This is a genomic window from Novosphingobium sp. KA1, from assembly GCF_017309955.1.
GTDB lineage: Bacteria > Pseudomonadota > Alphaproteobacteria > Sphingomonadales > Sphingomonadaceae > Novosphingobium.
In genome coordinates this window covers 1,119,049-1,143,657 of the sequence record NZ_CP021247.1, presented here as the reverse complement: position 1 = coordinate 1,143,657, position 24,609 = coordinate 1,119,049, and the positions used below count along the sequence as shown (strand labels likewise).

Annotated in this window: 20 protein-coding genes; 6 read left to right on the top strand and 14 right to left on the bottom strand. The window is 66.1% G+C overall.

Features of this window, described 5'->3' with window-relative positions; all coding sequences use genetic code 11:
- Positions 1-155 precede the first annotated feature (155 nt).
- The gene (locus CA833_RS05670) at positions 156-3,044 is read left to right on the top strand and encodes a CHAT domain-containing tetratricopeptide repeat protein (protein ID WP_207079493.1); all 2,889 of its coding nucleotides are present in this window, start codon (positions 156-158) and stop codon (positions 3,042-3,044) included.
- A 48-nt stretch (positions 3,045-3,092) separates the two neighbouring features.
- On the opposite strand, the gene CA833_RS05665 is transcribed toward CA833_RS05670, so the two are convergent.
- The 5 genes from CA833_RS05665 to CA833_RS05645 all read right to left on the bottom strand — a co-directional run bounded on the left by CA833_RS05665 (position 3,093) and on the right by CA833_RS05645 (position 6,870).
- Complete coding sequence (locus tag CA833_RS05665) at positions 3,093-3,638, bottom strand: glutathione peroxidase (RefSeq protein WP_142637015.1); 546 nt, start codon at positions 3,636-3,638, stop codon at positions 3,093-3,095.
- A 69-nt stretch (positions 3,639-3,707) separates the two neighbouring features.
- On the bottom strand, positions 3,708-4,664 hold the full coding sequence (locus tag CA833_RS05660) for an NAD(P)-dependent oxidoreductase (RefSeq protein WP_207079492.1): 957 nt from the start codon (positions 4,662-4,664) through the stop codon (positions 3,708-3,710).
- 4 nt (positions 4,665-4,668) lie between these two features.
- Positions 4,669-5,355, bottom strand: coding sequence for a glutathione S-transferase family protein (locus tag CA833_RS05655; RefSeq protein ID WP_207079491.1), 687 nt, complete (start codon positions 5,353-5,355; stop codon positions 4,669-4,671).
- A gap of 172 nt (positions 5,356-5,527) precedes the next feature.
- Positions 5,528-6,163 carry a CoA transferase subunit B gene (locus tag CA833_RS05650; RefSeq protein WP_142637021.1) on the bottom strand — a complete coding sequence of 212 codons (636 nt, stop codon included), beginning with the start codon at positions 6,161-6,163 and terminating at the stop codon, positions 5,528-5,530.
- Positions 6,163-6,870, bottom strand: a complete 708-nt coding sequence (locus CA833_RS05645; RefSeq protein ID WP_207079490.1) for a CoA transferase subunit A — start codon at positions 6,868-6,870, stop codon at positions 6,163-6,165. Before CA833_RS05645 ends, CA833_RS05650 begins: the two co-directional genes overlap by 1 nt.
- Positions 6,871-6,956: 86 nt before the next feature.
- On the opposite strand from CA833_RS05645, the gene CA833_RS05640 reads away from it, so the two are divergent.
- The 3 genes from CA833_RS05640 to CA833_RS05630 all read left to right on the top strand — a co-directional run bounded on the left by CA833_RS05640 (position 6,957) and on the right by CA833_RS05630 (position 11,722).
- Positions 6,957-7,838 (top strand): LysR family transcriptional regulator, encoded by an 882-nt coding sequence (locus tag CA833_RS05640; RefSeq protein ID WP_207079489.1) that lies wholly within the window; start codon positions 6,957-6,959, stop codon positions 7,836-7,838.
- Positions 7,839-7,945: 107 nt separating this feature from the next.
- On the top strand, positions 7,946-8,728 hold the full coding sequence (locus CA833_RS05635; protein WP_142637024.1) for a universal stress protein: 783 nt from the start codon (positions 7,946-7,948) through the stop codon (positions 8,726-8,728).
- 681 nt (positions 8,729-9,409) lie between these two features.
- Positions 9,410-11,722, top strand: coding sequence for a CDC48 family AAA ATPase (locus CA833_RS05630; RefSeq protein WP_207079488.1), 2,313 nt, complete (start codon positions 9,410-9,412; stop codon positions 11,720-11,722).
- Between the two features lie 52 nt (positions 11,723-11,774).
- Here CA833_RS05630 and CA833_RS05625 read toward each other — a convergent pair whose 3' ends face one another.
- From CA833_RS05625 to polA, 3 genes are all read right to left on the bottom strand, one after another.
- Entirely contained in the window at positions 11,775-12,542 is a 768-nt protein-coding gene (locus CA833_RS05625; protein ID WP_207079487.1) for a glutaminyl-peptide cyclotransferase, read from the bottom strand.
- Positions 12,543-12,583: 41 nt separating this feature from the next.
- Positions 12,584-13,720 (bottom strand): mechanosensitive ion channel family protein, encoded by a 1,137-nt coding sequence (locus tag CA833_RS05620; RefSeq protein ID WP_142637027.1) that lies wholly within the window; start codon positions 13,718-13,720, stop codon positions 12,584-12,586.
- 65 nt (positions 13,721-13,785) lie between these two features.
- On the bottom strand, positions 13,786-16,626 hold the full coding sequence (gene polA / locus CA833_RS05615) for a DNA polymerase I (RefSeq protein WP_207079486.1): 2,841 nt from the start codon (positions 16,624-16,626) through the stop codon (positions 13,786-13,788).
- A 238-nt stretch (positions 16,627-16,864) separates the two neighbouring features.
- Here polA and CA833_RS05610 point away from each other — a divergent pair, with 238 nt between their 5' ends.
- Positions 16,865-17,188 (top strand): hypothetical protein, encoded by a 324-nt coding sequence (locus CA833_RS05610; RefSeq protein WP_142637029.1) that lies wholly within the window; start codon positions 16,865-16,867, stop codon positions 17,186-17,188.
- 111 nt (positions 17,189-17,299) lie between these two features.
- On the opposite strand, the gene bla is transcribed toward CA833_RS05610, so the two are convergent.
- The 4 genes from bla to CA833_RS05590 form a co-directional block, all read right to left on the bottom strand.
- Positions 17,300-18,334 carry a class A beta-lactamase gene (gene bla, locus CA833_RS05605; RefSeq protein ID WP_142637030.1) on the bottom strand — a complete coding sequence of 345 codons (1,035 nt, stop codon included), beginning with the start codon at positions 18,332-18,334 and terminating at the stop codon, positions 17,300-17,302.
- Positions 18,335-18,625: 291 nt separating this feature from the next.
- The gene (groL, locus tag CA833_RS05600) at positions 18,626-20,269 is read right to left on the bottom strand and encodes a chaperonin GroEL (RefSeq protein WP_142637031.1); all 1,644 of its coding nucleotides are present in this window, start codon (positions 20,267-20,269) and stop codon (positions 18,626-18,628) included.
- 47 nt (positions 20,270-20,316) lie between these two features.
- On the bottom strand, positions 20,317-20,604 hold the full coding sequence (gene groES, locus CA833_RS05595) for a co-chaperone GroES (protein ID WP_086492655.1): 288 nt from the start codon (positions 20,602-20,604) through the stop codon (positions 20,317-20,319).
- Positions 20,605-20,789: 185 nt separating this feature from the next.
- The gene (locus CA833_RS05590) at positions 20,790-22,169 is read right to left on the bottom strand and encodes an MATE family efflux transporter (RefSeq protein ID WP_207079485.1); all 1,380 of its coding nucleotides are present in this window, start codon (positions 22,167-22,169) and stop codon (positions 20,790-20,792) included.
- 140 nt (positions 22,170-22,309) lie between these two features.
- Here CA833_RS05590 and CA833_RS05585 point away from each other — a divergent pair, with 140 nt between their 5' ends.
- Complete coding sequence (locus CA833_RS05585; RefSeq protein ID WP_242526286.1) at positions 22,310-22,768, top strand: cytochrome c family protein; 459 nt, start codon at positions 22,310-22,312, stop codon at positions 22,766-22,768.
- A gap of 108 nt (positions 22,769-22,876) precedes the next feature.
- Here CA833_RS05585 and CA833_RS05580 read toward each other — a convergent pair whose 3' ends face one another.
- Both CA833_RS05580 and CA833_RS05575 read right to left on the bottom strand, forming a co-directional pair.
- On the bottom strand, positions 22,877-23,530 hold the full coding sequence (locus tag CA833_RS05580) for a hypothetical protein (protein ID WP_242526285.1): 654 nt from the start codon (positions 23,528-23,530) through the stop codon (positions 22,877-22,879).
- A gap of 79 nt (positions 23,531-23,609) precedes the next feature.
- Positions 23,610-24,557, bottom strand: coding sequence for a bifunctional helix-turn-helix transcriptional regulator/GNAT family N-acetyltransferase (locus CA833_RS05575; protein WP_207079484.1), 948 nt, complete (start codon positions 24,555-24,557; stop codon positions 23,610-23,612).
- Positions 24,558-24,609 lie beyond the last annotated feature (52 nt).

Here is a 24,609-nt window from a genome sequence, read left to right as displayed (position 1 = left end):
GGACAAAACTGTCTTCAGGCGAAGCGAGTGCCATGGCCGGTGGCGACCCTGTAAGATGGGGTTCGGCGGCGGCGTGAGGGGCGATTATGGTGCGGTTGCGGACAGGCGTTCTGGCGCCGCTACTCGGAGCAATACTGGCATTCCAGGGAACACCGGTGCGGGCGCGCACTGCGGTCGACGTGGATCTGCAGGCGCTGGCCGCCCTCGATACCTCGGGTGACCCGGCCTCCGCGCTCGCCCGCATCGATGCGGGGCTTGAACGGGCCCGCAAGGAGGCGCGGCGGGACCGCACGGCGGAACTGCTGGCCGAGGCCAACCGGGGCGAAGCGCTGTTCTGGCTGTCCCGCTACCGGGAGGCGCTGGCCAGCTTCGAGCATGTCGACCAGGGACTGGCTGCGCTTGGCGGGCCGATGACGCCGCGTTGGGCGGAAGTGGTCAACAATATCGGCTCGGTCCATTCCAGCCTTGGCGAACTCGACGAGGCGGCGCGTTACAAGCAGCGTGCGCTGGACCTCAGTGCTCGGCTGACGGGCACCGCGAGCAGCGAATATGCCGCCGCGCTTTATGGCGCGGCGCTGGTCGATTACCGCCGGGGCAGGGTGCTCGAGGCGGTGCCGCGGATCGAGCAGGCCATCGCCATTGCCGGCCCGGCCGCGCAGCGCACCGGTCACAACGTCGAATTGCCGACAGTTGCCGGGATCACCCTCGCCTCCATCGAGATGCAGGCGGGCGATTCCGCATCGGCCGTCGCGGCGGCGCGCGGTGCGGCGCTGTGGGCCGAAGCCCATCTCGGCAGCGAGCATCGACTGACCCTCGCCGCGCTCAACCAGCTTGGCGCCGCGCTCAATGACGGCGGCCTCTACGGGCAGGCGACCCCGATCCTGCGCCGCACGCTGGACTTGCGCGTGAAGTTACTGCCGCGCGATCATCCTGACATCGCCTATTCTCTCAACGCCTTGGCGTTTGCGCTGGAGCATGGCGGCTATCCGGACGAGGCGCTGCCTTTCTACGAACGCTCGGCCGCGATGTTCGAGGCGCTTCCGCGCGAATCGCAGCCGATGTCGGGTGCCAATACCTTTGGGCAGATCGGCCGCATCGCCGCGCGTAATGGCGAGACCGAGCGGGCTCTGGCGCTGTTTCGCAAGGCGCTGGCCCTCGCGCGGCGTAACGCATCGTCGCCGGACGACCTCGAGGTGCTCTGGGCCGAAGTGAACCTGGCGACGGCGCTTGGCGGCCGCGGCGAACTGGGGGCGGCGCGGGTGCTGCTTGACCATGCGGTTGCAGGTTATGCGCTGCGGGCGCAGCCGAGCAACCCGGACCGGGTGACGGCATCGGTCCGGCGCGCGGCACTGCTGGGCCCGCACGGCGCGCCGCAGCAGGCGCTGGACGAGGTGCGCCGGGCGGTGGCGCCGCTGCGCGATCACCTTCTGGACCGGGCCGATCCCCAGGCTGAGGTCTCGCGCCTGCGCCTGGATGTGGCCGCTGTCTTTGTCGAGGAAGCGCGCGTGGCACTGGCGGCAGGCGACAGCGGGACCGCTTTCGATGCCTTGCAGATGGCGACCATGGGTGACTTGCAGGCCTCGATGCTCTCGCTCGGTGCCCTCGGTGCGGATGCGGCAGGCGGTCAAGTCGGCCAGGCACTCGGCGATTACCGTGCGGCCAAGGCGCGTCTGCGCGAAGTGGCCCGTAACCGCGACAGGGCGATTGGCCTCGGCGAAAGCGCGGGGCTTTCGGCCTTGCAGCGGGAGGTCGAGGCCGCACAGGAGGACGTTCGCCGCCGCGATGGACGGCTGGCGGCGCTGGTTCCCGGTTATGCGGCGCTGACCGGATTCGCGCCGACCAGCCTTGCCGATGCACGCGCTGGACTGCGCCGCGACGAGGGCATGGTGCTTTACGGACAGGACACGCAAGGGCTGGTGGTGATGGCCGTCACCGGCCGCGGGGTGACACAGGCCAGCGTGCCGGTCGTCCCGCGTCATCTGCTGGACCTGCAGCGCAAGATACGCGCCTCGATCGACGATGGCATGCTGGCTGGTGGCCTGGCGCCGTTCGACCGGAAATCGGCCCATGCGCTCTATTCGCTGTTGTTCCCGCCACCGGTGGAGCGTGCGCTGAAGGGCGTTCGCAAGGTGCGGGTGCTGGCGGCGGGGACGCTCGCGGCCTTGCCGTTCGACGCCCTGGTGACCGCGCCGCCACGCGGGGACGACAACGATCCTGAAGCGCTGCGACGTACCGCCTGGTTCGTGCGTCGCCATGCCGTCTCGATGATCGTCAGTATGGCACCTCCCGTTCGGCGATCGGCGCGGCCACCGCGCGGCGAGGATGCCGCGACCGGGTTCGCGGGGATCGGCGCCTTGCGTTCGGGCGCCTGGAAGGCGGCGTTGGCGGGGCAGGCGGCGAAGGGAATAACCGCCGAGGCGAATCCGCGGCTGGTGCAACTGGCCGCGCTCCCCGACCTTCCCGGCGCGCAGGGTGAGTTGACGGCGATGGCTCGGCGCTTTGGCCGCGACAGCCTCCTGCTGACCGGTGACGCGGCGAGCGAGGCCGCGGTGAAGGCCGCGCCGCTGGACCGGATGCGGGTCTTGGCCTTTGCGACGCATGGTCTGGTCGGCGGGGCGCAGCGCAATCTCGTCGAACCTGCACTGGTGCTGGCACCGCCGGGCCCTGGCGATACGGGTGATGACGGCCTGCTGACGGCCTCGGAAATCGCGCGTCTGCGGCTGGATGCGGATTGGGTGATCCTATCCGCCTGCGATACCAGCGCGGGTGAGAGCGAAAATGCGCCGACCTATTCGGGATTGGCGCGGGCTTTCATAGCGGCCGGAGCGCGCGCAATGCTGCTGTCACACTGGCCGGTGCGCGATGAAGTGGCCGGGCGTATAACGCTGTATACGGTAAAGGCGGCGGGCGGCGGAGCGGTTCGTCGCGGTTCCGGGCGGGCGGAGGCCTTGCGCCGCGCCGAGCTCAGGATCATTGCCGATCGCACGCTGGCCGGTTCAGCCCATCCCGCCATCTGGGCGCCCTTCGTGCTGGTGGGCGATTGAGGGGCTGTCGCGCTGCCGTGCCGGTGGTGCGAAAACCCCTCCGCAGCGTCATTTCGCCAGTTCGGCCTCGATCGCACCGACCAGCAGCGGATCCTGCGGGGCGGTGCCCGGCGCGAACCGGCCAACGACCGCGCCGTCGCGCGCGATGAGGAACTTTTCGAAGTTCCACAGCACCTCGGGATCGTCATTGGGCGTCATGCCGTACCCCTTGAAGCGTTCTTTCATGCCCTCGACGTCGCCCTGCTTGGTGGGGATCGCTTCGGTCAGCGCGGCGTAGAGCGGCTGCTTGGCTTCGCCGGTGACGTCCGCCTTGGTGAAGAGCGGGAACGAGACTCCGTAGTTGAGCTGGCAGAACTCGACGATCTCCTCGTCGCTGCCGGGTTCCTGGGCGCCGAAGTCGTTGGCCGGGAAGCCCAGCACTTCGAAACCCCTGGCCTTGTAGTCTTCGTAGAGCTTTTCGAGGCCTTCGTACTGCGGCGTTAGCCCGCACTTGGAGGCGACGTTGACCACCAGCAGCACTTTGCCTGCGTGGTTGGCGAGCGTGTCGGCGCTGCCGTCGATGCGGGTGAGGGGAATGGCGGCGATATCGGTCATCGGGAGCAGTCTCCTTGTGAATCGGGGCGGAGACTGCCCCTGCTTGCCGGTGCGGGCAAGGCGGCGCGATCAGATGGTTTGTCCCAGAACGGGTGAACTCCATTCGGGATCATGGGCATAGGGCAGCGGATCGCCCTGGCGAAGGGCGGCGAGAACGGCCGCGAAGTCGCTCCGGGCGCGCCAGCCCAGCAAGCGCTCGGCCTTGGCCGGATCGTAGACGCGCTCGATCCGCTCGGGAAGCACCCAGCCTTGCCGGGGGTAGAGTTCGTTCGCGTCGGGGAAATGGCGCAGGATCACACTGCGGGCATCGCGGGCCAGTTCCGCTGCATCCTCGCGCGTGAAGGGCGGCGGGGCGGAGAGCACGAACGTCTCGCAGCCCTCGATCCGTTCCAGCGCGGCGAGATGGGCAAGCGCGGCGTCTTCCACGGTCAGGCGGCGATGGAGCAGTTCGTTGGCCTTGAGATTGGGGCCGGACGGCACCGCAAGGCTATCGTCGTCCTCCGGGAAGAATCGGCCGGTGGGCAGGATCGCCGCCGCCATGCCGCTGCCGCGCGAGACAACGCGGCAGAGGTTTTCGGCGGCGAGCTTGGTGGCGCCATAGATGTTGCGCGGCTCCAGCGGGCCGAATGCCTCGTCCATCCACCAAGCCCCCTTGTCGCCTGCCCCGGCCCGCACATCGGCGCGCACCATCAGCGAAGTGGTGGAGGTGAACAGAAACCGTGCGTGGCCCGCCAGCGCCGCGGCTTCCAGCAGGTTGAGCGTGCCGGTGACGTTGGTGTCGATGAAGGCCTGTCGCGGGAAACGGACGATGTCGGGCTTGTGCAGCGCGCCTGCGTGGATGACCGCCTCGATGCCGTAATGGGCAACCGTCTGGAACACGAGGCTGCGGTTCGCCACCGAGCCGAGTACGCGGGTATGCGCGCCGGGCGCGACATCGAGCCCGGTCACGTCATGCCCGCGCGAGGCTAGCAGCGGAGCGAGATGGCGGCCGAGCCAGCCCGAGGAGCCGGTCAGCAGCACCCGCATCGGGTCAGTCCTGCGAGCGGTAGTCGGCGATCACGTCGCCGCACTCGGCGAGTTCCGCCTCGTGGCCTTCCTCGCGCCAGGTTTCGGCCAACGCTTCGGTTTCCCACTGCTTCATGGCCGGGTGGTCCAGTACGGTGTCGACCCAGACCTGGCAGGTGCCGACGTCGAGACCATACGTGCGGATGCGGAAGGCGACCGGGGCAAAGAAGGCGTCGATCGCGGTGAACTTTTCGCCCGCCAGCCAGGGACCGCCGAAACGGGAGAGGCCTTCGCTGAAGATCTCCCTCAGACGGGCAACGTCGCGTACCAGCGCAGGCCGCATGGCCCTCGGTCGTACGCGCGTGCCGACGTTCATCGTGCAGTCGTTGCGCAAGGCGGAGAAGCCGCCATGCATTTCGGTGACCGCGCATTGTGCAAAGGCACGGGCGGCTTCGTCGCTGGGCCATACGCCGGGGTGACGGTCGGCCAGATAGAGCGTGATGCCCAGCGAATCCCAGACCGTCCGCTCTCCGTCGATCAGGGCAGGGACTTGCCCGGTGGGGGAAAAGCTGCGGAACGCGTCGTAATTGGCAGGCGCCGTGAAGGGCTCGATCCGATCGGCAAAATCGATGCCGAGCGCCTTCATCAGCATCCAGGGCCTGAGCGACCAGCTGGAGTAGTTCCGATTGGCGGTGATCAAAGAGTAGGCCATCCGGAACTCTCCTTTGTTTGAAAATCCGCCGCAGGCGGATTTTGCTGCACCGGCCCACTCCCCACCCGACCTCCCATCAGGATACACTCGTGGGAGGTCGGCCCCCTCAGCGAAAAGGTCCCCCGGACCTTTTCGTGTTCTTCGGGACGGGAGTGGGCCGGTGCGGCGACTCTCACGTCAAATAATGCGCCGTGGTCTTAGCGGCGACTTCTTCCGCCGTCACGCCCGGAGCCAGTTCGATCAGCTTGAACGGGCTTTGGTGGTCGGGGCGCTGGAACACGGCAAGGTCGGTGACGATCATGTCGACCACGTTCTTGCCGGTGAGCGGCAGGGTGCAGGCCGGGATGAACTTGGGATCGCCGTTCTTGGCGTTGTGCTCCATGACCACGATGATCTTCTTCACGCCGGCCACGAGGTCCATCGCGCCGCCCATGCCCTTGATCATCTTGCCGGGGATCATCCAGTTGGCGATGTCGCCGTTCTCGGCGATCTCCATGGCGCCCAGCACGGCCAGGTCGATGTGGCCGCCGCGGATCATGCCGAAGCTGGTGGCGCTGTCGAAATAGGCCGATTGCGGCAGTTCGCTGACGGTCTGCTTGCCGGCGTTGATGAGGTCGGCGTCGACTTCGTCGGGATAAGGGAAGGGCCCGATGCCGAGCATGCCGTTTTCCGACTGGAGCGTCACCGTCATGCCGCCGGGAACATGGTTGGCGACCAGCGTCGGGATGCCGATGCCGAGGTTCACGTAGAACCCGTCCTGAAGCTCCTTTGCCGCGCGGGCGGCCATTTCGTCACGAGTCCAGCTCATCAGGCGGTCTCCCTTTCGCGGGTAGTCGTGAATTCGATCTTCTTGTCGTATGGCGCGCCCAGCACCAGACGCTGGACAAAGACACCCGGCAGATGGATGCCATCCGGGTCGAGCGAGCCGGTGGGGACGATCTCTTCCACTTCGACGACGCAGATCTTACCGCACGTGGCGGCAGGCACGTTGAAGTTGCGCGCGGTCTTGCGGAACACGACGTTGCCGCTTTCGTCCGCCTTCCATGCCTTCACCAGCGACAGGTCGGCGAAAATGCCTTCCTCGAGGATATATTCCTCGCCCCGGAAGACTTTCACTTCCTTGCCCTCGGCGATCTGCGTGCCGACGCCGGTCTTGGTATAGAAGCCGGGGATGCCGGCGCCGCCGGCGCGCATGCGTTCGGCCAGCGTGCCTTGCGGGCAGAATTCGACTTCGAGTTCGCCCGAGAGGAACTGGCGTTCGAACTCCTTGTTCTCGCCCACGTAGGACGAGATCATCTTGGCCACCTGCTTGGTGCGCAGCAGCTTGCCGATGCCTTCGTTATCGATGCCGGCGTTGTTGGAAGCGAACGTCAGGCCCTTGACGCCCGAATCGCGCACCGCGTCCAGCAGGCGTTCGGGGATGCCGCAAAGGCCGAAGCCCCCGGCGACGATGAGCAGGCCATCCTTCAGCAGTCCGTCCAGCGCGGCAGAAGCGCTGGGGTAGATCTTGTTCATGCTGTTCTCCCGTTTGGAGCGAACCTAGACAGCCAATCCCATTACGAATAGCGATTGTTTTTTATCGGAATCGATAAGTCAAAATTATGAAGCGCATCGCCCTTTTCCATCTCGAAACGTTGATGTGGATCGACCGGCTCGGCACGTTCGCAGCTGCGGCACAAAGACTCAATACCACCCAGCCCGCGATCTCGGCGCGCGTGCGCGAGATCGAGGACCAACTCGGCGTGCCGCTGTTCCAGCGCGACGGACGGCGCATGGTGTTGACGGCGCGCGGGCGGCGGCTGGTGGAGACGGCGGAACCCCTGCGGCAGGGGCTGGAGCAGGTCCTGCTGGAAGCCAGCGACTTTGCCGGGGCTACCGGCAACGTGCGCATCGGTTCTGGCGAGATCGCGGCGGCAACCTGCCTGCCCGGCTACATCGCGGCTATCGAGCGCGAGCGGCCGGGGGTGACGGTGGAGATCGAAATCGACCTCACGGCGCGTCTGCTCCAGCACTTGCTGGCGGGAACTTGCGATATCGTTTTCCTGGCCGGGCCGGTGGTGAGCCCGGGCATCCGCACGGCGCCGATCGGCGCGGTCGAACTGGTCTGGGCGGCCAGCCCTGCTGTGGCCGCCGCCGGGGGCTTCGCGAGACCGCTTCCGGTCTGGTCACTGCCGGACCATTCGCCGCTGCATGCCGTGACGCTCGATGCCTTCGAGGGTGGCGCCCTTGCGGCGCGCTCGCTTGGCACCTGCAACAATGTGCGGACCCTGATCGAAATCGTAGCCTGCGGGCAGGGGGCGGCGGTATTGCCCGAGACGATGGTGCGCGGTGAACTGGCGGCAGGGGCGCTGGTCGAAGTCCTGCCCCGACCATCCCGGCGTATTCATTTCGAGGCGGCGATCCGCTCTCGCGAGCGCGAGGCGGTTGTGCTCGACCTGTTTGAACGCGCGGGGCAACTCTCCATCGACCAGGGGAGTGCCTGAAAGCCGGCAGCATGCCGGAAAGCGCCCGCGCCAATCGGCGCTTTGATCTCGGTCATGGTGGCGGCATACCCATGGGCTATGCAGGACCGGAAAAACGGAGAAATGCCATGCGCTCGATACTCGTGAACGCCGACCGCAAGCCCGCCAGCGATGCCCGTCTCGATACGGCGCTGGAACTGGCGCGCCATCTTGATGGCCACGTCACCGTGCTCGTCGATACACCGGTGTCGCGCTACATCGCGATGGACCCGATGGGCGGCAGCTATGTGATCAGCGAAGCGCTCGACCGTGCCCGGTCCGACGATGATGCTGCAGCGGATGCGGTGGAAACCCGCCTTGCCCGCGGCGACGTGCCTTTCGAAGTGGTTCGCAGCGAAGACGATCCGGTGCCCGCGCTGGCGGCCGCCGCGCGGCTGGCGGATCTTGTCGTGCTCACGCGGTCGGGCGGAATGGTGGGCCCGGTGGCGCTGTCTGCCCGCGCTCCCGTGCTGGCGCTGCCCGATGATGGCCGTCTCAGCCTGCCGATCCGCCGAGCAGTGATCGCCTGGGACGGTGGAGAGCAGTCCGCTGCCGCGCTCAAGGCTGCGATTCCGCTGCTGGGAAGCTGTGAACTGGTCAAGGTCGTCTCGGTGATCGAGAAGGTGGGCGGTTTCCCCGCGACCGATGCACTGCGTTATCTGTCGCGCAACGGCATCCACGCCGAGTTCGAGGAACTGGAGCGTCGGGGATCGACGGAGGAGACATTGGCCGTCGCGGTGGGCCAGGCCCAGGCAGACCTGCTGGTCATGGGCGCTTACGGCAAGAGCCGCATGCGCGAATTCCTGTTCGGCGGGGTCACTGCCTATTTCCTGAGCGACAAGGGCGCGCCGGCACTGCTTTTTGCGCATTGAGCGCACGGGGATGGCCGGAGAAGGCCGGGCTCGCGACTGCGAGCCCGGCCTTTCGTGTTTCCGGTTGATGGCGTTTGGTGTCCAGTCTGGAGCGGCGTCTGGCGTGGCATTGCCGCCGAATCGGTTCCTACCCGTTCTTTCGCGGAACTGTTGGGTGGGGAAGTGCTAAATAAGGTTAGGAAATTTCGCGTCGCAGCAGACAACGCTGGTCAGCGGGCACGAATCCATCGCCCTGCCGATTGCGCTGCGTTCAATCATGAGGCGTGATTCACTTTTCAATGCACTGGATTTGCACGATCTTTGCCGAATTACGCGGTGTAGTTCGATACTTCGCAACTTAAATTGCATATATTGCAACATTGCGCTGGCTATTTCGCACTTGCACAATTGGTCGCCGGGAGGCATACAGATCCTGCCTTTCAGGCATCCTCTCCCAAAACTTCCACGGCCCGGTCGGTAACGTCCGGGCCTTTTTTTGTGCCCGCGAGACGCGCCCTAATCCGGCAAAATGGATGTGCTTTGCATCGCGCGCCCGGCCCGTTCGGAGCAATCCGGCCTTTCGTCCGTTTGAAATCCCTCAGGCGCATACCTAGTTCCTTGAGCACGTTCCCATCGTCTCTGCCTTGCCCGTTCGGGGAGGCCGAAGCGCAGAACCAGCATCGGGAACTTGAAAGGACAGTCATGGCGGAAGTCCCAACCCAGGTGGACGAACGGGTGGTCAAGCTGCAGGTCGCGGCGGCCCGGCAGGAAGAAAGCGGACAGGGCATTGCCCGCCTGTCGCGCGCCTCGCTCTCGGCGATCGGCGCGATGGAAGGCGACGTGCTGGAAGTGACCGGAAAAACCGTGACGGTGGCCCGTGCCGTGTTGGCCTATCCGGAAGACGAAGGGCTCTCGGTGATCCGGCTCGATGGTCTTCAGCGCGTCAATGCCGAAGTCGGCTCGGGCGAGCATGTCAGCGTGCGCAAGGCGGAATCGCGCCCCGCGCAGCGGGTGGTCTTTGCACCCGCGCAGAAGGACATGCGCCTGCAAGGGCCGTCCGGCGCGCTCAAGCGCAACTTCTTCGGCCGTCCGATGGTGCAGGGCGATATCGTCGCGACCACCGGCCAGCAGCAGGTTGCCGACATTCCGCCCGAACTGCGCCGCATGTTTAATGCGCCGGCCTTCGCGCTGACCCAGATCCGCCTCAATGTCGTCTCGACGACGCCGCGCGGCATCGTCCATATCGACGAGAATACCGAAGTCGAACTGCGCGAGCTGTTCGAGGAAGCTGATACCACCCGCGGTGACGTCAACTACGACGACGTTGGCGGCATGGCCGACACCATCCGCCAGTTGCGCGAGATGGTGGAACTGCCGCTGCGCTATCCCGAACTGTTCACCCGTCTGGGTGTCGCGCCGCCCAAGGGCGTGCTGCTGCATGGCCCGCCGGGCACCGGCAAGACGCGTCTTGCCCAGGCCGTCGCCAACGAGAGCGAGGCGAGCTTCTTCTCGATCAACGGGCCCGAGATCATGGGCTCGGGCTATGGCGAGAGCGAGAAGGCGCTGCGCGAAGTGTTCGAGGAAGCGGCGAAGGCGGCGCCCGCGATCATTTTCATCGACGAGATCGATTCCATCGCCCCCAAGCGCGACCAGGTCCACGGGGAGGCGGAAAAGCGCCTTGTCGCGCAGCTGCTAACGCTGATGGACGGGCTCAACAGCCGTGCCCATGTGGTGGTCATCGCCGCGACCAACCGGCCCGATGCGATCGACGAGGCACTGCGCCGTCCCGGCCGGTTCGACCGCGAGATCGTGATCGGGGTGCCGGACGAGAACGGACGCCGCGAAATCCTCGGCATCCACACCCGCGGCATGCCGCTGGGCGACCAGGTGGACCTCAAGGAACTCGCCCGCACGACGCATGGCTTTGTCGGCGCCGATATCGCCGCGCTCGCGCGGGAAGCTGCGATCGAGGCGGTGCGCCGGATCATGCCGCAGCTCGATCTGGAAGCGCGCACGATCCCGGCCGAAGTGCTCGAAAGCCTGCAGGTGATCCGTGAGGACTTTGTCGAGGCGCTGCGGCGCGTCCAGCCTTCGGCCATGCGCGAGGTCATGGTCCAGGTACCCGACATCGGCTGGTCCGACATCGGCGGGCTCGACGAGGCGCAGCAGAAGCTGCAGGAAGGCATTGAACTGCCGCTGAAGAACCCCGAGGCGTTCCGCAAGCTGGGGATCCGGCCAGCCAAGGGATTCCTGCTCTATGGGCCGCCCGGAACCGGCAAGACACTGCTCGCCAAGGCCGTGGCCAAGGAGGCGGAGGCGAACTTCATCTCGATCAAGTCGTCCGATCTCCTGTCCAAGTGGTACGGCGAGAGCGAGCAGCAGATCGCCCGCCTCTTTGCCCGCGCGCGGCAAGTGGCACCCTGCGTGATCTTCATCGACGAGATCGACAGCCTCGTGCCCGCACGCGGCGGCAGCGCTATGGGCGAACCGCAAGTGACGGCGCGGGTGGTCAACACCATCCTTGCCGAGATGGACGGCATGGAGGAACTTCAGTCGGTGGTGCTGGTCGGCGCGACCAACCGGCCGACGCTGGTCGATCCGGCGCTGCTGCGTCCCGGCCGGTTCGATGAACTGGTCTACGTCGGCACGCCGGACGAGGGCGGGCGCGCGCATATCCTCGGTATCCATACCGCGAAGATGCCGCTGGCGGACGACGTATCGCTGGCGGATATCGCCGCGCGGACGGCGCGCTTCACCGGTGCCGATCTCGAGGACGTGGTGCGCCGGGCCGGCCTCATTGCCATCCGCAAGCGCGGGGCCGATGTGGAAACCGTTACGATGGCGGATTTCGACGAGGCGCTGGAAGACAGCCGCGCCACGGTGACCGAGGAAATGGAATCCGAATATGCGCGGATGAAGGGCGAACTGAAGAAGCGCGCCTTGGAAGTCGCGCCGCTCGGTTTCATTGCCCCGGGCATGGTCGAACCGACCCGGCCGAAAAAGCACGGCGAGTAATCACGGTTGAGAGCCGTGCCTGCCCTCCCTGGAAAGGGGGGCAGGCGCGGCTTCACGGACAGACCGGGGTTATCTGGTAGATCCCGAACCAGTTCTTGCCGGTCACGAAGATGCGCTTGCCCTTGGCATCCCAGGCAATGCCGTTGAGCACCGCGTCCATGCCCGAGGCCCCGTCGCCCCGGCGCAGGCCCGAAAGATCGAGCCAGGCCTTCACCTTTCCGCTGGCCGGATCGATCCGGGCGATGCGCTCGGTGAGCCAGACGTTGGCCCAGATCTCGCCGTCGATCCATTCCAGCTCGTTGAGATTGTCCACCGGCTTGCCCTCGGCGGTTACGGCGAGACTGCCGGTCTGGCGCATGGTGGCGGGATCACGCAGGCGCAGGCTGGTGCTGCCGTCGCTCTGGTAGATCACCTCGCCGCTGCGCGTCATGCCCCAGCCTTCGCCTTCGTAGTGGAAGCTGCCGACGGGCTTCAGCGTCTTGCGGTCCCAGCGAAAGCCCTGGCCGCCGCGCCAGGTGAGGCTGATGATCTGGTCCTTCCAGTCGATGATGCCTTCCCCGAACAGGCTGGGATCGATCTCGGCCTGGGTCAGCGGGGTGGGATCTTCCAGCTTGCGCACCACGATGCGCGAGGCGCCTTCGCGGCCGGTGCTCTCGTAGAGCAGGCCGTTCGCGTAGAAGAGCCCCTCGGTGAAGGCGGTGGGATCGTGGGGGAAGCTTGCTTCGACGCGGTAGCTGCAGACCGGGATCCCGGCATGGGCGGGGACCGCTGCGGCAGGCGCGAGCAGCAGGGCGAGGACGGCGGCACAAGCACGGATCATGCGCCTGCGAGTGCCGCAGTCGGGCGCCGGCCGCAAGTGCTTTAGCGGGAGGCGCGCCGCGCGCCAAGATCGGCGACGGCTTCGGAGATCGAGGGCCCGGCGGCCAGTTCGACTGGTGCCACTTGCAGCGTGCGGCGCCGCACCAGGGCTTCAGGCATCTCGCGGCGGATCCAGTCGAGCATGTGTTCACGCATCGCGCAGCGCAAGTCAAACAGCGTCGGCCCGTCGCGCGCGCTCATCAGCAGGCGTACTTCCATGGCCTGGGCGCTGTGGTCGGTGACCTGCAGCACCTGTGCGCGGCCGTCGAACAGCCTATGGGCGGTGACGGCGCGGGTATATTCTTCTCGCAGCGGCGTGATGTCTGTGGCGGGATCGAGATAGAGCATCACCGTGCCGAGCAACTGGGAGGTCGTCTTGGTCCAGTTCTGGAAGGTATCCTCGAGGAAGCGCGTGGTGGGCACGACCAGCCGGCGCTGGTCCCAGAGATTGACGACGACGTAGGTCGTGCGGATTTCCTCGATCCGGCCCCATTCGCCGTCGATGATGACGACGTCGTCGATCGAGATCGGTTCGGTCAATGCCATCTGGAAACCGCCGATCAGCGCCTTCAGGGCAGGCTGGGCGGCGGCACCGACGGCAAGCGCGGCAAGACCGGCCGAGGCCATCAACGTGGCGCCCACCTTCATCACGCCGGGAATCGAGAACAGCATCAGCGAGACCACCAGGAACACGATCACGAAAGTCGCGATGCGGCTGAGGATGGCAAGGCGGGTGCGGCGGCGGCGGGCGCTGCGGTTGTCCTCCACCGATATGTCGGCGCGCAGGGTCATGGCATCGACCAGCGCGTGGAGGATGGCAATGGCGATCCAGCCGGTCAGCAGCGGCATCACGAAACCGGCGACGCGTTCCCAGAAATCACTGAGCGCCGGGGTCTGCCGGGCGGCCAGCACGATACCCATGGCCATGAAGGCCCAGCGCGTCGGGCGGGCGAGACGGGCGACGAGAATGTCGTCGGACTGGCTGGTACTGGACGTGACGATGCGGCGCAGTATGCGGAACAGCACGAAGTGTGCCGCAAGGGCGATGGCCGCGCCCAAGGCGCCTGCAATCACCGCGATAAGGACTTGCGCGGCCCAGTCTGGCAGCACGCCGACGTAGCGTTCGATCAGCTTGGTCATGAGGGGGGAACGATGCTGCGGCGCAGCAAGTTCCCCTTGGTCCTCGTTTTAGCGGAGTTTACGACCTAGTGCGCCGCGCCCCAGCTCAGCCCGTGGCCGATCTCCACGCCCAGCGGCACGTCCAGCTTCACCGCCGGTTCCGCCGCCGTCGCCATGACCCTGCGGATCACTTCTGAGGCGGCAGCCACGTCGGCTTCGGGCAATTCGAACACGAGTTCGTCGTGCACCTGCAGCAGCATGCGGACATGGCCGAGCCCGGCCTCGGCCAGTGCCGGGTTCATGCGGGCCATCGCGCGCTTGATGATGTCGGCGCTGGTGCCCTGGATCGGCGCGTTGATTGCCGCGCGTTCGCTGCCCTGACGCTCGGCGCCGTTCTTGGAATTGATGCGCGGGAACCAGGTCTTGCGGCCGAACAGGGTCTCCGAATAGCCCTTGGCGCGCACGGTCTCGAGCGTTTCGTGGATATAGCGCTGGATACCCGGGAAGCGTTCGAAATAGCGGTCGATCATCGCTTGCGCCTCGTCGGCCTCGGTGCCGAGACGGCCGGCAAGGCCCCAGCGCGAGATGCCGTAGAGGATCGCGAAGTTGATCGTCTTGGCCCGCCCGCGGGTGTCGCGGTCGACGTGGCCGAACATCTCCATCGCCGTGCGGGCGTGGATGTCCTCGCCATTGGCGAAGGCTTCCTTGAGGCTGGGCACGTCGGCCATGTGCGCGGCAAGGCGCAGTTCGATCTGCGAATAGTCGGCAGCGAGCAGGACATGGCCGGGCTCGGCCACGAAGCAGTCGCGGATCTGGCGGCCGATCTCGGTGCGGATGGGGATGTTCTGCAGGTTCGGATCGGTCGAGGACAGGCGTCCGGTCTGGGCGCCGACCAGGCTGTAGCTGGTATGGACACGCTGCGTCTTCGGATTGATCGCGGCTTGCAGTGCCTCGGTATACGTCGAGCGCAGCTTGGACAGCTGGCGCCATTCGAGCACCTTGGTGGCGACGTCGGCGCCTTCGCCGGCCAGCTTTTCGAGCACCGACTGGTCGGTCGAATACTGGCCGCTCTTGCCCTTCTTGCCGCCCTTGTAGCCGAGCTTGTCGAACAGGATCTCGCCCAGCTGCTTGGGGCTGCCGATGGTGAATTCCTGCCCGACCCTGGCATGGATCTCGGCCTCCAGGGCGCCGATGGCTTCGGCGAACTGGCTGGAAAGCTCGGCCAGCTTTTCACGGTCGACCTTGACGCCGTGGCGCTCCATCTGCGCGACGACCGGGATCAGCGGGCGGTCGACCCGCTCGTAGATGCGCGTGCCGCCTTCATCGGACAGGCGCGGCTTGAGCAGGGCGTGCAGGCGCCAGGTGACGTCGGCATCTTCCGCGGCATATTCGGTGGCGCGCGAAAGCGGCACTTCGCCGAAGGGGATCGCCTTCTTGCCGGTGCCGCAGACGTCCTTGAACGCGATCGGCGTGTGCAGCAGGTGGCGCTGGGACAGTTCGTCCATGCCGTGGCCGCCGCCGATTCCGTCGACCGAGCGGCCCGCATCGAGGCAGAAGCTGACGATCATGGTGTCGTCGATCGGTGCGACAGCGATACCGTAGCGCGCCAGCACGTTGAGGTCGTACTTGATGTTCTGGCCGATCTTGAGGACGGCATCGCTTTCCAGCAGCGGTCTCAGCAGCGCGATCGCGGTATCGAGCGGAACCTGTTCGGGCTTTTCGGCGAACATGTCCGAGCCGCCATGGCCGAGCGGGATGTAGCAGGCCTGGTTGGGGCCGATGGCGAGGCTGACGCCGGTAAGGTCGGCCTGCATCGAATCGAGCATCGAGGTCTCGGTATCGACGGCCACGACGTGGGCGGCGGCGGCCTTGGCGATCCAGCGTTCCAGCGCTTCCACCGTCTGCACGCATTCGTAGCCGGCATGGTCGATGGCGGGCCATTCGGGCAGCGGCTGGCGGGCGGCGCCTTCGGTCGGGCCGCCAGCGGCGGTCACCGGCTTGGCGGGATTGAGCTGGGTCGCGCGTTCGGGGCTGCCGTGGCCGCCGTCGAGGCGCTTCAGCAGGCTGGTGAAACCGTGCCTGCCGAGGAATTCGGCCAGCGGGGCGGGCGGAATGGCGTCGAGCTTGAAGTCCTCCAGCGCCATCGGCAGCGTGCAGTCTTCCTTGAGCGTGACCAGCACCTTCGACAGGCGCGCCTGCTCGGCCTGTTCGATCAGGCGTTCCTGCAGCTTCGACTTCTTCATCGCGGGCGCGGCGGCGAGCGCGGATTCGAGGTCGCCGTAGTCCTGGATCAGCTTGGTCGCGGTCTTGGGGCCGACGCCGAAGACGCCCGGCACGTTATCGACCGAGTCGCCCATCAGTGCCAGTACGTCACCCACTTTTTCCGGCGGTACGCCGAACTTCTCGATCACTTCGGGAATATCGATGCGCTGGTTCTTCATGGTGTCCAGCATGTCGACGCAGCCGCCGCCGATGCCGCACTTGCCGACCAGCTGCATGAGGTCCTTGTCGGACGAGACGATAGTCACGTCCCAGCCCTGCGCGGTGGCGGTGCGGGCGTAGGAGGCGATCAGGTCGTCCGCCTCGAAGCCCACTTCCTCGATGCAGGGCAGCGAGAAGGCACGGGTGGCGTCGCGGATCAGCGGGAACTGGGGGACGAGATCCTCAGGCGGCGGGGGCCGGTTGGCCTTGTAGTCCTCGTAGATGTCGTTGCGGAACGAATGGCTGCCGGCATCGAGGATCACCGCGAGGTGGGTCGGTCCGTCGGCCTTGTTGAGGTCTTCGGCCAGCTTCCACAGCATCGTCGTATAGCCGTAGACCGCGCCCACGGGCGTTCCTTCCGGGTTGGTCAGCGGCGGCAGGCGGTGATAGGCGCGGAAGATGTAGGCCGAGCCGTCGACGAGATAGAGATGCTGCTTGGAATCCATGGCACGATCCGTAGCAGCGCCCGCGCGGCGCGTCAGCACCGCTCTCGAAAAAGGGAATGGGCATAATTCGCTATCCACCGGGAACCGGATCGCCTGTCCGCCGTTTGGGAGCGCATGCTTGAAACGCACGCGCACGAGGCCTAATCCTTGCGCGACCTGTCAGGAAGCGGAACCGGCCCCCCAGGCAGCTGCGTGCGGCCACCGGCGACGACTTCAGCAAAGAGGGAAGACTGAACACATGCGCAAGACCATGATCGCCGTGACTGTCGCTGCCGCGGCGCTTTCGCTCGCCGCCTGCTCGCAGAAGACCGAGGATGCCGCCAGCGACACCGCGACCTCGGCTGCCGAGGACGTCTCGCAGGCCGCTGACGACATGGGCGATGCGGTTGACGCCGCGGGTGACAAGGCCGCGCAGGCTGCCGACGACACCAAGGATGCCGCCAGCGAAGCCGCCAAGTCTGCCGAGAAGACCCTCGACGACACCGCTGCCGATGCTGCCGCCGCTGCGGCCGATGTCACCAATGCGGAGAACGAACCGCATGATTCCTCGGCCCAGCACTGAGGGTTAAGGCACTGAGGTGACAAGCCCGGGCTTCGGTCCGGGCAGCCAGCCCCAAACGAAAAGGCCCGCCGGAGCGATCCGGCGGGCCTTTTCGTTTGGGAATATCTACTCTCAGCGCGCCGAGGCGGTGCGGCGGTAGCTGCCGGCGTCGGCCAGGTAACCTTCGTAGAGTGTGCGGGCGATGCTGGCGATGCGTGCTTCGCGGGCCGGGCGGCTGCCCTGGCCCGTGACGTAGATGGCCACAGCATAGGCGCGGCCGTCCGCGGTCTCGATGAAGCCGATGTCGCTTGAGGTGTTGTTGAGCGAGCCGGTCTTGTGCGAGACGGTGACACCGCTGGGCAGGCCGGCGCGGATGCGGTTGCGTCCGGTGACGCAGCGGCCCATCGCGCCCATCAGCACACTGCGGCTGCTTGGGGTCAGCCACTTGCCCTGGTAGATGCCGGTCAGGAGTTCGACCATGGCCAGCGGGGTGGCGCTGTCACGCTTGTCGACTACCTTGGCGGGATTGATGGCGCCGTCGTCGCGTACCAGCGTGGCGATGTCATGGTCGATGTGCCAGTCCTCGATCCCGGCGCGGCGGACCCAGGCATTGACGGCGGCGGGGCCGCCGACGACCTTGAGCAGGGCATCGGTCGCATAGTTGTTCGACCGGGTGATCATCAGTTCGAGGAGTTGCCGGGCCGACATGTAGGCGCCGGGACGGACCGGGGCGATCGGGCTGGAGAACGGCGCCGAGGCGACCGGGATCATCAGCGGATATTCGCTCGACAGGCTCCACTTGCCTTTGTCCACGCCGTCCAGGAAAGTGGCGGCGATGGCAACCTTGCTGGTGCTGGCCATCGGGAAGCGCTGGCTGCCCAGCACATCGACGGTGCGGCCGGTGGAGAGGTCCACCGCGGCCACGCCGATGCGTCCCTGCGAGGCTTCGGCAACGCCGGCCAGACGCCGCTCGAAATCGTTCGAGAACGTTCGCGGCGCACGTTGTTCGGTGCCGAACACCGAATCAAAGGATTCCTGGAATTCGTCGATGTTGCCCGCATGGGCAGGCGCGAGCGAAACCGCGCCGGCAGCGACAAGTGTTGCGACCTTCAAGAAGCGCTGCGTGCCGGCAAGGCACCGCGCAACGAGTTTGTCTGCCCCGATCATGCAGAACTACCCTAGCTTTTTATCCGTTCCCCAAGAGTTAATACGGATTCGGCAAAACGCCAGAGCCACGCGACGAACTGCATGGTCCATGCGGGCAATTGCGGGAACCGGCATGATCCTGTCGGTTTCGCGATGGATTCGGATTCGCGTGGGCAGGATTGCAAGTCCTTCTCGGGCCTCGCCAGGCTTCGTCAGGCATCGTCGGGCGGGCGGCAAACGAAAAGGGCCGGAGAGATCGCTCTCTCCGGCCCCAATTCGCGTCGGTGACGTGGTTGGCTTAGAAGCCGCCCCTTAGAAACCGCCCATGCCGCCCATGCCGCCCATGTCGGGCATCGCCGGCATGGCGGGCTTGTCGTCGGCCTTTTCGCTGATCGCCGCTTCGGTGGTGATCAGGAGACCGGCGACCGAAGCCGCATCCTGCAGCGCGGTGCGCACGACCTTGGTCGGGTCGATGACGCCGGCGGCGACGAGGTTTTCATAAACGTCGGTCGCGGCGTTGAAGCCGAGCGATTCGTCCGAACCGTCGAGCAGCTTGCCGGCGACGACGGCGCCGTCGTGGCCCGCGTTCTCGGCGATCTGCTTCAGCGGAGCGGTGATCGCCTTGCGGACGATGTCGACGCCGCGGGTCTGGTCGTCGTTGGCGCCGGTCAGGCCATCGAGGGCGCGCGTTGCGTAGAGCAGCGCGGTGCCGCCACCGGGGACGATGCCTTCTTCGACGGCAGCGCGGGTCGCGTGGAGAGCGTCGTCGACGCGGTCCTTGCGTTCCTTCACTTCGACTTCGGTCGCGCCGCCGACCTTGATGACGGCCACGCCGCCAGCCAGCTTGGCGAGACGCTCCTGGAGCTTTTCGCGGTCGTAGTCGCTGGTGGTGACTTCGATCTGGGCACGGATCTGCTCGACGCGGCCCTTGATGTCGTCAGCGGCACCCGAACCGTCGACAATGACGGTGTTGTCCTTGTCGATGGTGACCTTCTTGGCCTGGCCAAGCATGCCGAGCGTGACGCTCTCGAGCTTGATGCCGAGGTCTTCCGAGATCATCTCGCCGGCGGTCAGCGTGGCGATGTCGCCCAGCATGGCCTTGCGGCGATCGCCGAAGCCCGGAGCCTTGACGGCAGCGATCTTCAGGCCGCCACGCAGCTTGTTGACGACGAGCGTGGCAAGGGCTTCACCCTCGATGTCCTCGGCGATGATGAGGAGCGGACGGCCCGACTGCACCACGGCTTCAAGGATCGGCAGCAGCGCCTGGAGCGACGACAGCTTCTTCTCGTGGATGAGGATGTACGGGTTCTCGAGCTCGACCGTCATCTTCTCGGGGTTGGTGACGAAGTAGGGCGAGAGGTAGCCGCGGTCGAACTGCATGCCTTCGACGACATCGAGTTCGAATTCGAGACCCTTGGCCTCCTCGACGGTGATGACGCCTTCCTTGCCGACCTTTTCCATGGCCTCGGCGATCTTTTCGCCGACTTCGGTGTCACCGTTGGCCGAGATCACGCCGACCTGGGCGATTTCCGAGGAACCGGCAACGGCCTTCGAGCGGCCCTTGATGTTCTCGATGACCTTGCCGACAGCGAGGTCGATGCCGCGCTTGAGGTCCATCGGGTTCATGCCGGCGGCAACCGACTTCATGCCTTCACGCACGATCGCCTGGGCGAGAACGGTCGCGGTGGTGGTGCCGTCACCGGCTGCGTCGTTGGCCTTCGAGGCCACTTCGCGCAGCATCTGGGCGCCCATGTTCTCGAACTTGTCCTTGAGTTCGATTTCCTTGGCGACCGAAACACCGTCCTTGGTGATGCGGGGAGCGCCGAAGCTCTTCTCGATCACGACGTTGCGGCCCTTGGGGCCCAGGGTCACCTTGACGGCGTTGGCGAGGGTGTCGACGCCGGCGAGAATGCGTTCACGCGCGTCGCGGCCGAACTTTACGTCCTTGGCTGCCATGTTTTAAATCCTTCCAGAAAATATGAAAAACGCGGAAATTCGGGTGATCAGCCGATCACGCCCAGAATGTCCGATTCCTTCATGATCAGCAGGTCTTCACCGCCGACCTTGACTTCGGTGCCCGACCACTTGCCGAACAGCACGCGGTCGCCAACCTTGACGTCGAGGGGAGTGATGGTGCCGTTTTCAGCGCGGGCGCCGGTGCCGACGGCGACGATTTCGCCTTCAGCCGGCTTTTCCTTGGCGCTGTCGGGGATGATGATGCCACCGGCCGTCTTTTCTTCGGCCTCGACGCGGCGCACGAGAACACGGTCGTGCAGCGGGCGGAAAGTCATGGGATTCTCCCTTATCCTACGAACTAAAAGGGCAAGAAACTGGAATTGGCACTCTGGCATGCAGAGTGCCAACGGCCGCGGATATGGTTCGGCCTCGGGGTCTCGTCAAGCGATGACCCGTCAAAAAATTTCAGGTCGGTGTAAGTGCGGGATGAGACGAGTGCATGACGGTCTCGCTTCCAGCCTCATAGCGGCGCGAGGTGAAACCGCTCGCGCCAGTGCCAGCGCACCAGCAGCAGGATGGCCGCGGCGGTCAGGCCGACGGCAAGGCCGATCCACACACCAACGCCTTCCAGCGGGGTGAACAGGCCAAGCGCGGCAGAGGTCGCGAAGCCCGCCACCCAGTAGCCGAACAGGGCAATCATCATCGGCACGCGGGTATCCTGAATGCCGCGCAGGGCGCCGGCGACGACGGCCTGCAAGCCATCGGTCAGCTGGAATATCGCTGCCACGAACAGGAACTGCAGGGCAAAGGCGACCAGCACCGCGTTCTCGGGGGCGCTCACGTCGACATAGGCCGAGAGGATGAAGCGCGGGAACACCAGCATGGTCGAGGCCGAGACGATCATGAACGCCATCGAGATCGCGATCGCTGCGCTGCCGGCATGGCCGACGCCGTGCCTGTTGCCCGCGCCGTAGTGATAGCCGACGCGGATCGTTGCGGCCTGGCCGACGCCGAACGGCACCTGGAAGGCGAAGGCGGCGATCTGCAGGGCGACGGTGTGCGCGGCCAGCTGCGCCTCGCCGATCCGGCCCATCAGGAAGGCGGCGCCCGAAAACAGGCCGCCCTCGGCGATCAGCGTGGCGGCGATCGGCAGACCGAGCGCGAGGATCTGGCGCATGCGTTCGGTCTCGATCCGCCACATCCGGCCGAACACGTGGTAGCGGCGCAGCTTGCGGTCGGCCGAGATGGCCAGGGCATAGGCGATGACGGTCATGCAGGCGGTAAGAATGCTCGACAGCGCCGAGCCGGTCAGGCCCAGTGCCGGGAAGCCGAAGTGGCCGAAGACCAGCGTGTAGTTGCCCAGCACGTTGACGAGGATGGACAAGGCAGTAATCGCCGTGGCGAAGAACGGCCGTCCCAGCGCGGAGACAAACGTGCGCAACACGTTGGCCACCGCCATGGGCACGATCGCGATCGCGATCACCCGGATGAAGTGGCCGGACAGTGCGACCACTTCGGGTGCCTGCCCGGTCAGCCGCATGAAGGCGCCGCCGAAAAAGCACAGGCCGATGCAGGCCGCACCGATCAGCACCGCGATCCACAGCGCCATGCGGGTAGAGCGACGCACCTCCCGCACCGAGTTGTGGCGGCGGCCGATTTCTGCGGCGATCAGCGGGGCGACCGCGCCGGTAACGCCGTTGAGGCCCATCGCCAGCAGCGCAACGATGGCAACGGCAAGGCTCGAGGCGGCCAGTGCCAGTTGGCCAAGCCGGGCGACAAAGATCACGTCGGTGGCGAAGACCGCCATCTGCAGCAGGTTGGCAAGCGCCAGCGGTCCGGCGAGGCGCAGGGTGGCCGCCAGTTCGGTGCGGAAGGTCGAGGGCAGGTCACGTGTCGCCATGGTCGCCGGGCGATAGGCGTTTGGGACCATGAACGAAAGCGGATTTGCGCTGGATCAGTCACTTCCCTTCAAGGTCCCGACATAATACGGAACGTCGCCGAAAAGGACCGACAGGTCAGGCCAGGTTTTGGAGCTTCCGCATGAAACTGAAGTCGATGATCACCATCGCGCCGCTTGCGCTGCTAGCGGCCTGTGGAGGATCGGGCGGGGATTCCGCCAGCCAATCCGGCAGCGCGTCGGGGAACGAAAAGCCGTCGGCGGCGTCTGCCACGACGACGCAGCCCGAACCTGCAGCGACCAGCAGCGCGGAGACGGCGCCCCCGGCATTCGCGATCTGCCGGTCGTGCCACTCGGTGGAGGCCGGGCGCAACGGCGTCGGGCCGACGCTGCACGGCATCGTTGGCAGCAAGGCCGGCGATGTCGCCGGTTTCCCGTTCAGTTCGGCGCTGCGCCAGTCCGGCATAACCTGGGATCGCCAGGCGCTCGATACGTGGCTGCAGGGGCCGATGAAGATGGTGCCGGGCACACGCATGGTGATCGCGGTTCCCGATCCCGTGAAGCGCGCCGAGATCATCGATTACCTCGAAAAGCAGAAGTAGTCGGGCTGCATAGGAAAAGGGCGCCGCCGCGGGGGGGATGCGGTGGCGCCCTCTCTTCCGGACCTCATCGGGGGTAGGGGATGGCGAGGCCGGGGATGATTTCGGGTTTCAGATCGTGGTGGCGGGCATGGCCTGTCTGGGTGGTTCCGCCGGCCTTTCGACCTTGGCCGGGATTGTCCTGGTAGAGGGGCTGACCGCCTCGCACCTATCCGACGCCGCCTGTGTGATCTTTGGTGCGGTGCCCGAACCGTCGGAGCTGTAGGACACCGCGCGGGTGCAGCCGTTGGCGTCGGTGCTTGTCGAATAGTACGTCACCTGCGCGCCTTTCGGCATGTCGCCGGTCATGACGCCGGTCATGACGAGGGGTGATCCGCCCGAGGGGGCGTCCTGGGCGGCGGCCTGTTGTTGCATCCTGGCCGCATGGGCCTGCATCATTGCCGCCTGTTGCATCATGTCATTCATGCGCGCGTCCATGATTGCCGCGATGGCGTCCATGGCGGCGAAGGGATCGGCCATGTCCGGCATGGCTGCGGACTGGACCCGGTCGGCGGGAACGACCTCGACTTTGGGAGCGACCTCACCGGAATACTGGACCTGCACGATCGAGCCGTCAGGGGCATTGACGTTCATCGTGTGCAGTCTTGCGGCGGCGGATTCGGCTTCGGCTGCGCCGGCGCCCAGAATGACCAGAGCGGCAGCGCCCAGCAGGTACTTTCTCGCCTGAAACCCCTTCGTCCGCATCTTGCTCGAACGCATTCGCATGAGAGGGCAAGCTCCTTTGTGACTCGTCCTTTACCGGACGCAAGCTGCGACCGGGAAGCTGAACGCCGGATGACCCGTTTCACAGCGGATGGATCATCGCGACGTTGCAGCGTTCGTAGCGCGCTCCGTAACGCTCCATGATTCCGGCATCGTGGCGGAAGCCCAGTTTTTCATAGAGATGGATCGCCGCTTCGCATTTCCTGTTGGTGAGCAGGTAGAGCGGATCGGCGCCCATCTCGCGGGCCCGGGCGATCATTGCGCCCAGCAGGAACTCGCCCGCCTTCAGGCCGCGCGCGGAGGAGCGCACACCCATCTTGGTCAGTTCGAAGGCATGCGCGCCGGTTTTCTGGAGCGCGCAAGTGCCGACGATACCCAGCCCCTCTGCCTCGACGAACAGGATCGTGCCCCCCGGATCAAGGATGCGCGCGCGAGGGTTTTCCAGTACCTCGCGGTCGGTGGGTTCGAGGCGGAACATCGCCTCGATCCATTCGGCATTGATGTCGTGGAATTCGGGGGCGAGCTGGTCGGAGAATTCGCGAACCGTCAGGCGCGGTTGGCCGAGGCGGGCATGGCGTTCCACCATCGAGGATTCGCTCAAGGCCATCTCGATCCGGGTGATGTGCTGCAGCAGTTCGGAGGTGCGTCCCTCGCACATCTCGTCCACGGCGCGGCCGATGCCGGGCCAGACCTGCAGCTTGACCCGCGCCATCGCGGACTTCCCGGCCGGGGTTAGCGAGAGAAGCCGCTGGCGCAGGTCCGCGCCCGACCTGGCTTCGACCAGGCCGAGTTCGACAAGCTGGCCAATCGCGCGTGTCACTCCGGGCTGGCTGGAGCCGACCGCGTCGGCCAGTTGTCCCACCGTCATGTCGCCGTCGTCGAGCGCGGTCAGCAGCGGGACCTGGCTGGGCTGGATGCCGAGGCCGGTGTCCTCGATGATCCGCGCCGCATCGCCTTGCAGGCGTTCGGCCAGGCGCTTCATGCGGCTGCCGAGAAGAATACCGCCCAACCGGGCCACGACGTCGGTCATGAGAATCTCCATATCAAGTTATATATCGAGTTATGGAAATGGTCGTGCCGGG